Source organism: Mesorhizobium sp. P5_C1 (genome assembly GCF_054049815.1).
Genome location: NZ_JBFULQ010000303.1, coordinates 1 through 6,874, shown reverse-complemented (window position 1 = coordinate 6,874; position 6,874 = coordinate 1). Strand labels below are relative to the sequence as shown.

Sequence of the window (6,874 nt, the reverse complement as noted above, 5' to 3'; positions counted from 1 at the left end):
TGCCTGCTCCTTCTTGGAGAAGACACTCGCCGGCAGCGGGTTCTGGATCCAGGAATGGTCGCCCTTGGCCATCGGCGGGATGAAGCGACCGTCATTGGGCTGCTCGTCCTGAAGCAGGGCTTCGAAGGGCGATGCCTTGGCATAGTCGGGCTCGGCCTGCGCATAGGCGGTCGCCAGCACATCGGGATGGTCGTTGTTGACCAGCGCGGCAAGCATGGCCGGCACGCCGGGATCCGGCTTCTTGTCCTCACGCGCATGGAATGCCGCGGCGATCTGGATTTCCTTGCCCTTGATCTGCGGTTTGGCGAAAGCCATCTTCAAGCCGCTGTCCATGCTGGGCCGCAGCAAGGACGAGGTGCGCTCGAAGATCGAGCCGGCATTGAAATTCTTCGGCGGCGCGACGGGAGAAACCTGGACGATGCGGCCCTTCTTGTCGGCCCGCACGATGCGATCCTCGTCGGGCGTGCCGCTGACCTTGCCGCCCTTGCCACGAAACGACACGTTGCCGACGCCGGCCAGATGGACGCCCGATCCGGAGATGGAACCGGTGACGTCGGAATCGACAAAGGGCATCTCGGCCGCATGGGTCGAGCCGGCGACGGATTTCTCGACATAGGAATTCCAGCGGGTGTTCGACGCTTCGAGGCCGGAGACAAAACTGGTCATGTCCTGGTAGGCGGCGACGGTCGGAAAGCCGATCCAGATGCCGAGACCGATGACGAACGGGGTCAGAAAGCCACGTTTTTTCTCACCGGCGGCGGCCGCAAGCCGCTTCAACACACGTCGATGCACGGAACTCTCTCCAGGAACGCGACTGACCCCACTGGAGAGCAAAATGATGCATTAACCTTGATGGGACGTTAACAGGTTCGATCGGGTTTTCTCAGTCGGCTCAAGGTCGTGGTTCCGAAGTCGGGCGATTTTGCGGTCAGCATGCGAAGTCAGGCCGGCCGCAGGAAGATCGGCCGGGCGATCAGCGCGCAGATGGCGGCCGACAGCCAGACGCACGCCCATGATCCGACGACCAGAAGCCCGGGGATGGCGATCGGCACCAGGAAGAAGGCGACGAAGACAAAGCTGTTGGCCAGACCGAGCGCCGTCCCGGCATTGCTGGCGCCGGCAAGCGTGGCAATCTCGGTATAGGCAACGCCGTGCCACGCTGAAACACAGATGCCGGCAAGGATCAGGACGGCAACGATCGTTGTCGCGAGCATAGGCTGCCAGCCGGGAATGGTGGCCGCGACAAACACAAGCAGCATGAGGGTGGCAAAGGCGGCTGCGCTCAGCATGCTGAAAAAGCGCAGGAACGAGCGGCGATTGCCGTGACGGTCGGTGAAACGGCCGCTCCAGACGCGCATGACCATGGCGCCGACCTGCACGGCTGCCAGGCTGGCGCTGATCACTGCCGTTCCCATGCCGCCGAAATCATGCAGGAAGACGGAGGCGAAGGTGAGCACCGCCACTTGCGGGACGCAGAGCAGGCCGATGGCCATTGCGATGCGCCAGACGTCCGGATTGCGCAGCGGTGTCGGGCCGGCCGACACCATGGCGTCGCTGGCGGACGTCGCGTCTTCGCCGATTGGTGGCTGGTGCAACCAGCGCCACGCGAAAAGCGCCGTGACGGCGGAGAATGCGGCCAGCAAGCCGTAGACCGCTGCAAAGCCATGCACCGAGGCAAGCGACGGCAGGACAAAGGCGCCGAGCCCGCCGCCGAGCGGCACCGCAGTCTGCCTGATGCTCATGGCGAAGCCGCGCTCGCCTTCACGGAACCAAGCCATGATGGCGCGGCCGCTTGAGCCGTTGACACTGCCGCCAAGCAGGCCAGTGACAAGCAACACGGCGGCCAGAACCGCGACCCCGGGAAGGTGTGCCGGTGACGGCACGACCAGCAATGCCATGAGAAGCAGCCATGCCGCGGTGGTGCCGAGGCCAGTGAGGAGCACGCGGCGATCGCCCCAGCGATCGGTGAGCAATCCCCATGGCAGTTCGCTCAGCGCCACACCCAGGCCAAGCAGACCGAGAACCAACCCGAGCTGGCCATTGCCGAGATGGTAGCCGGAGCGCAAGAAGACCGCCGTCGCCGGGATGCCGGAGAAGGTCGCGGAAAAACTGGCATTGGCGGCAACTCCGATGCCGAGCACCTTCCAGCGATGATTGGAGCGGACCGTCGTGGCACCAGCGGCGGCTGCGCCAGCTTGTTGCCGAGGCTTGGCCTGGCTGCATTGCAAATCCGTAGCGACGAGCGACATGGCAGAATTCCCTTGATGGTCCGATTGCATCCGGACCTTGACGCCTCGTCTTTACCGCCATAGTTTCATGCCGAATATCGGGAAGTTTTTGACTTACTATCCTGAAAATCAGGACTATCGCCATGCGACGCGTGACATTCGACCTCGACGTTCTCCGCAGTTTCGTCACCGGCATGGAACTGGGCAGCTTCGCCAAGGCTGCCGACCGGCTTGGCCGATCGACGTCGGCGGTCAGCGCGCAATTGAAGAAACTGGAGGAGCAGGCGGYGACGCCGATCTTCCGCAAGTCGGGACGTGGCCTCGCCTTGACCGAGGCCGGCGAAACCATGCTCGGCTATGCGCGCCGGCTGATCGAGCTCAACGATGAGGCGGCATCCGCCATCCATGACGTCGAGCTGGAAGGCTGGGTACGGCTTGGGCTGCAGGAGGATTTCGGCGAGGCGGTGCTGCCTGACGTGCTCGGGCGCTTCGCCCGCGCCCATCCCAAGGTCAAAATCGAAGCCAGGATCGCGCGCAGCTACGAACTTGCCGAGCGCGTCACTTCAGGCAATCTCGACATCGCGCTCGCCTGGCACAGCGGCGAGACCCTGCCCTACAGCGAGCACGTCGCCGACGTGCAGATGCGCTGGATTGGCCCGGCAAAGCGCATCGCGACCAGCCTGCGCAACGGCGAGCCGCTGCCGCTGGTGGCGCTTGAAGCACCCTGCCTTTTGCGCACGGTAGCGACCGAAACGCTCGACCGCGCCGGTCTGTCGTGGCGGATGGCCTTTGCCAGCCCAAGCCTTGGCGGCATCTGGGCAGCTGTCGCGGCGGGACTGGGGCTGACCATCCGCACCGACATCGGGCTGCCGGCCAGCGTCAGCGCGATGACACCGGAGATCGCCGGGCTGCCGGCACTGCCCAAAATGGCGTTGTTCCTGCACCGCAAGGATGCCGAGCCCGAGCCGGTGGTCGCGCGCCTCGCCGAGATATTGCTGCAGGCGGTGCGGCAACAGCTGCCCGATAATACGCGGACCAACGAAAACGGTTTGCGCGACGTGGCGTGATCATGGCGCCAGGACGGGCAGCGATGCTCAGCTGCGTTTCTTGGCCCTGCCGGCAAACGGGTTGTCCGACGTGCGCAGCGCAATGCGGATCGGCACGCCGGGCATGTCGAAGGCTTCACGCAAGCTGTTGGAGAGATAGCGGACATAGGATTGCGGCATCGCCTCCGGCCGGGAGCACTGGACGACGAAGCCCGGCGGCCGCGTCTTGGCCTGGGTGACGTATTTGACCTTCAGCCGACGACCGGCGACGGCAGGCGGCGGATGATGCGCCAGGATGCTTTCCAGCCAGCGGTTGAGCTTGCCTGTCGAGACGCGGCTGTTCCACACCTTGTGGGTCTTCAACACCGCATCCATAAGCTTGTCGAGGCCGCGCCCGGTTTCGGCCGAGACAGGCACCGCCTGGATGCCGCGCACCTGCGGCAGCAGCCGCTCGGTCTTCTCACGCAGTTCCGCCAGAAGCTCCTGGGGATGGTCGATCAGATCCCATTTGTTGAAGGCGATCACCGGTGCCCGCCCTTCGCGGATGATCAGGTCGGCGATCTGCAGATCCTGCTTCTCGAAAGGAATGGTGGCGTCGAGCACGATGATGACGATCTCGGCGAAGCGGATGGCGCGCAAGCCATCCTGCACCGACATCACTTCCAGCTTTTCGTGGATCCTCGCCTTGCGACGCATGCCGGCCGTGTCGAACAGTTTCAGGCGGCGGCCATGCCAGTCCCAGTCGACGGAGATGGAATCACGGGTGATGCCGGCTTCCGGCCCGGTCAACAGCCGCTCCTCGCCGATCAGCGCGTTGATCAGCGTCGATTTGCCGGCATTCGGGCGGCCGACCACGGCGATGCGCATCGGCTTGGTGTCGTCGTATGAAGGCACATCCTCGGCATCCGGGTCGACAATATCCTCGCCGATCAGCACCTCGCCGGCGACGACCTCTTCGCCTTCGCCGTCTTCTTCTTCTTCACCAAAGGCGCGCGCCTCGCCAAGCGCTCCGATCACCGCGTCGCGCAGGTCGGGCATGCCCTGGCCGTGTTCGGCCGACACCGGGATCGGCTCACCGAGGCCGAGCTCCCAGGCCTCCAGCATACCGCCCTGGGCGCCCTTCGCCTCGGCCTTGTTGGCGACCAGCACGACCGGCTTGCCGGACTTGCGCACGATCTCGGCGAAAGTCTTGTCATCGGGCATCAGGCCGGACTTGGCATCGACCGTGAAGAAGATCAGGTCGGCCTCGCGGATGGCAATCTCGGTCTGCGCCCGCATGCGGCCGGGCAAGGTCGAGGCGGCGGCATCCTCGAAGCCGGCGGTGTCGATGACGTCGAAATGCAGGTCGTAAAGCTTGGCGGCATGCACGCGGCGATCACGGGTGACGCCCGGCGTGTCGTCGACAAGCGCCAGCTTCCTTCCCACCAGCCGATTGAAAAGAGTCGATTTGCCGACGTTAGGTCTGCCGATGATGGCGACTTTGAAGGTCACGACGCACTGCCCGACCCGCGGATCAGCTCGGACATCAAGGTAGCCCGCTCACGGGTGTTGCGCGGGGCGCCGTCATCGGCGGCAATCTGGTCGAACAGCTTCAGCGCATCCTGGGTCTTGCCTTCCTTCCAGGCGGAAAGACCGAGCGCCTCACGCGCCGTGTGGCGCAGCGTGTTGGTGTCCGACGTAAGCGCCTCGACCCGGCTGGAGACATCGGCGAAGGAGCCATGGTCGACAAGCAGGAGCGCTGCTCTGAGCCGGGCCATGTCGCGAATGCCTGAAGGAATGGCCGTGTCGGCGGCGACATCGTCGAAGTCCTTGACGGCGGCGTCGACGTCGCCCTTGCTGGCCTTTACGGTCGCGGCGCGCATGCGGGCAAGCAGCGGATAAGCGCCGTAGCCATCCTTCTCCAACTGGTCGAGAGCGGCCAGCGCTTCGTCGTTCTTGCCGTCATTGGCAAGCTTCAGCGCCTGCGAGAATGCATCGCCGGAGCGGTTGGCGCGCGTCTCGTCCCAATAGCGATAGCCGACGAAGGCGGCTGTGCCGAGCACCACGAGGATCGCGAGGACAAGCAAGGCGGGACCGAAACGGTCCCATAGCTTCTGCGCCTGTTCGCGACGCATCTCGTCGTTGACTTCACGGATAAAACTGTCGTCGGACATCAATCAAACCATTCCTGCCCTGGCGGGCCGTTGTCAGCCCGCGTTTTAGCGAAATTTTGTCGGCATGGAAGGGGTTCGGCGGGAAAATCGCCTATTCCCACGGCCGGCCGCCCAAAAGGCCAATCGTACCCGCGCCACATTTGCGCGATAGCCGGCTTCCAGACATCCTCCGAGTCAAGATCAGATTGCCGATGTATCGTTCGTTCCGCGCTGTTGCGTTTTCCTTCGCTTCGCTCGCCACTGCCGGTGTGGCTTTGGCCGATCCACCGGCGCCACCGAGGCCGGCAAAGCCCAGGCAGGTCGTCATCATCTCGTTCGACAGCGCCCGCGATATTTCGCAGTGGAAGCGTAGCCGCGCGCTGGCGCAGCGCACCGGGGCGCATTTCACTTACTTCCTGTCCTGCGTGTTCCTGCTGTCGCCGGAAACGCGCAAGGAATACACGGCGCCCGGCAAGACATCAGGCAAATCCAACATCGGCTTTGCCGCCTCCAAGCAGGAAGTGAGCGAACGGCTCGAGCAGGTCGGACTTGCCGCGCGTGAGGGCCACGATATCGCCAGCCATGGCTGCGGCCATTTCGACGGCAAGGACTGGAGCAAGGCCGACTGGCTGAAGGAGTTCGGCTCGTTCGAGCACATTCTCGAGAACGCCTACGCGATCAACGGTATCGCGCCCGAACCCAACGGCTGGCGGGATTTCGCAAGGCATGCGGTGGTCGGTTTCCGCGCGCCGTATTTGTCGACAGGCAAGGCGCTCTACGAGGCGCTGCCGGCGGCCGGCTATCAATTCGACGCCAGCGGCGTCTCGCAGGGCCCTGCCCGGCCGACGGCCAGCCACGGCATCATGCACTTTTCACTGCCGCAGATTCCGGAAGGACCGAAATCGAGGCCAGTGATCGCCATGGATTACAATCTCTATGTCAGACATTCCGGCGGCTTCGAGCGGCCGAGCAAGGCGGACGAGTTCGCCAACCGAACCTACGATGCCTTTCGCACCGCCTTCGATGTACAATATCAGGGCAAGCGCATTCCGCTGGAACTCGGCTTCCACTTCGCCCTGATGAATGACGGCGCCTACTGGAACGCGCTGGAGCGCTTCGCCGGCGAGGTCTGCGTCAAGGCCGATGTCGAATGCATCAGTTTTCGCGACTATGTTTCGCGGCAGAAAGCCGGCGAGACACAGGCATCGGTTGGCGGCTGAGCCGCCAACCCGGTTCCAAACCTCAGCTCTTTAAGCCGGGTCCTCGGCGCCTTGGCGTTCCAGATAGCGCTGATCGATCGGCGGCAGCGGCTCGCCTTGCAGCGTCGCTTCAAAGGCGCGCAGGCGTTTGTGGACCGATTGCAGCTCGACGATGGTCGACCAGGAGGTGAGCAGAAACTGCAGCGAACTCGTCACTTTGCCGAATGCGTTCGAGATCTGGTTCAGTGCGCCGAAGGTTATCTTGTGCG

7 protein-coding genes are annotated in these 6,874 nt (G+C 64.0%); 2 read left to right on the top strand and 5 right to left on the bottom strand.

What is annotated here, in order from left to right:
* Positions 1-792 (bottom strand): cell wall hydrolase (locus tag ACXJ7R_RS21185; RefSeq protein WP_457153554.1); only part of this gene is annotated, 792 nt, incomplete at its 3' end.
* Positions 793-941: 149 nt separating this feature from the next.
* Positions 942-2,249, bottom strand: a complete 1,308-nt coding sequence (locus ACXJ7R_RS21180; RefSeq protein ID WP_457153553.1) for an MFS transporter — start codon at positions 2,247-2,249, stop codon at positions 942-944.
* A 122-nt stretch (positions 2,250-2,371) separates the two neighbouring features.
* On the opposite strand from ACXJ7R_RS21180, the gene ACXJ7R_RS21175 reads away from it, so the two are divergent.
* Entirely contained in the window at positions 2,372-3,295 is a 924-nt protein-coding gene (locus ACXJ7R_RS21175) for a LysR substrate-binding domain-containing protein (protein WP_457153552.1), read from the top strand.
* 27 nt (positions 3,296-3,322) lie between these two features.
* Here ACXJ7R_RS21175 and der read toward each other — a convergent pair whose 3' ends face one another.
* On the bottom strand, positions 3,323-4,765 hold the full coding sequence (gene der / locus ACXJ7R_RS21170; RefSeq protein WP_457153551.1) for a ribosome biogenesis GTPase Der: 1,443 nt from the start codon (positions 4,763-4,765) through the stop codon (positions 3,323-3,325).
* Positions 4,762-5,427: a tetratricopeptide repeat protein gene (locus ACXJ7R_RS21165; protein ID WP_457153550.1), complete on the bottom strand. Its 666-nt coding sequence runs from the start codon at positions 5,425-5,427 to the stop codon at positions 4,762-4,764. Before ACXJ7R_RS21165 ends, der begins: the two co-directional genes overlap by 4 nt.
* 191 nt (positions 5,428-5,618) lie before the next feature.
* Between ACXJ7R_RS21165 and ACXJ7R_RS21160 the strand changes: the two genes are divergently transcribed.
* On the top strand, positions 5,619-6,626 hold the full coding sequence (locus ACXJ7R_RS21160; RefSeq protein ID WP_457153549.1) for a polysaccharide deacetylase family protein: 1,008 nt from the start codon (positions 5,619-5,621) through the stop codon (positions 6,624-6,626).
* 30 nt (positions 6,627-6,656) lie between these two features.
* Here the strand turns inward: ACXJ7R_RS21160 and ACXJ7R_RS21155 are convergent.
* On the bottom strand, positions 6,657-6,874 hold a 218-nt coding region (locus tag ACXJ7R_RS21155), incomplete at its 5' end, for an SbmA/BacA-like family transporter (RefSeq protein ID WP_457153548.1).

Coding starts and splice junctions, on each gene's coding strand:
- ACXJ7R_RS21180 (WP_457153553.1), bottom strand. CDS start 2,249: ATGTCGCTCGTCGCTACGGATTTGCAATGCAGCCAGGCCAAGCCTCGG.
- ACXJ7R_RS21165 (WP_457153550.1), bottom strand. CDS start 5,427: ATGTCCGACGACAGTTTTATCCGTGAAGTCAACGACGAGATGCGTCGC.
- ACXJ7R_RS21160 (WP_457153549.1), top strand. CDS start 5,619: ATGTATCGTTCGTTCCGCGCTGTTGCGTTTTCCTTCGCTTCGCTCGCC.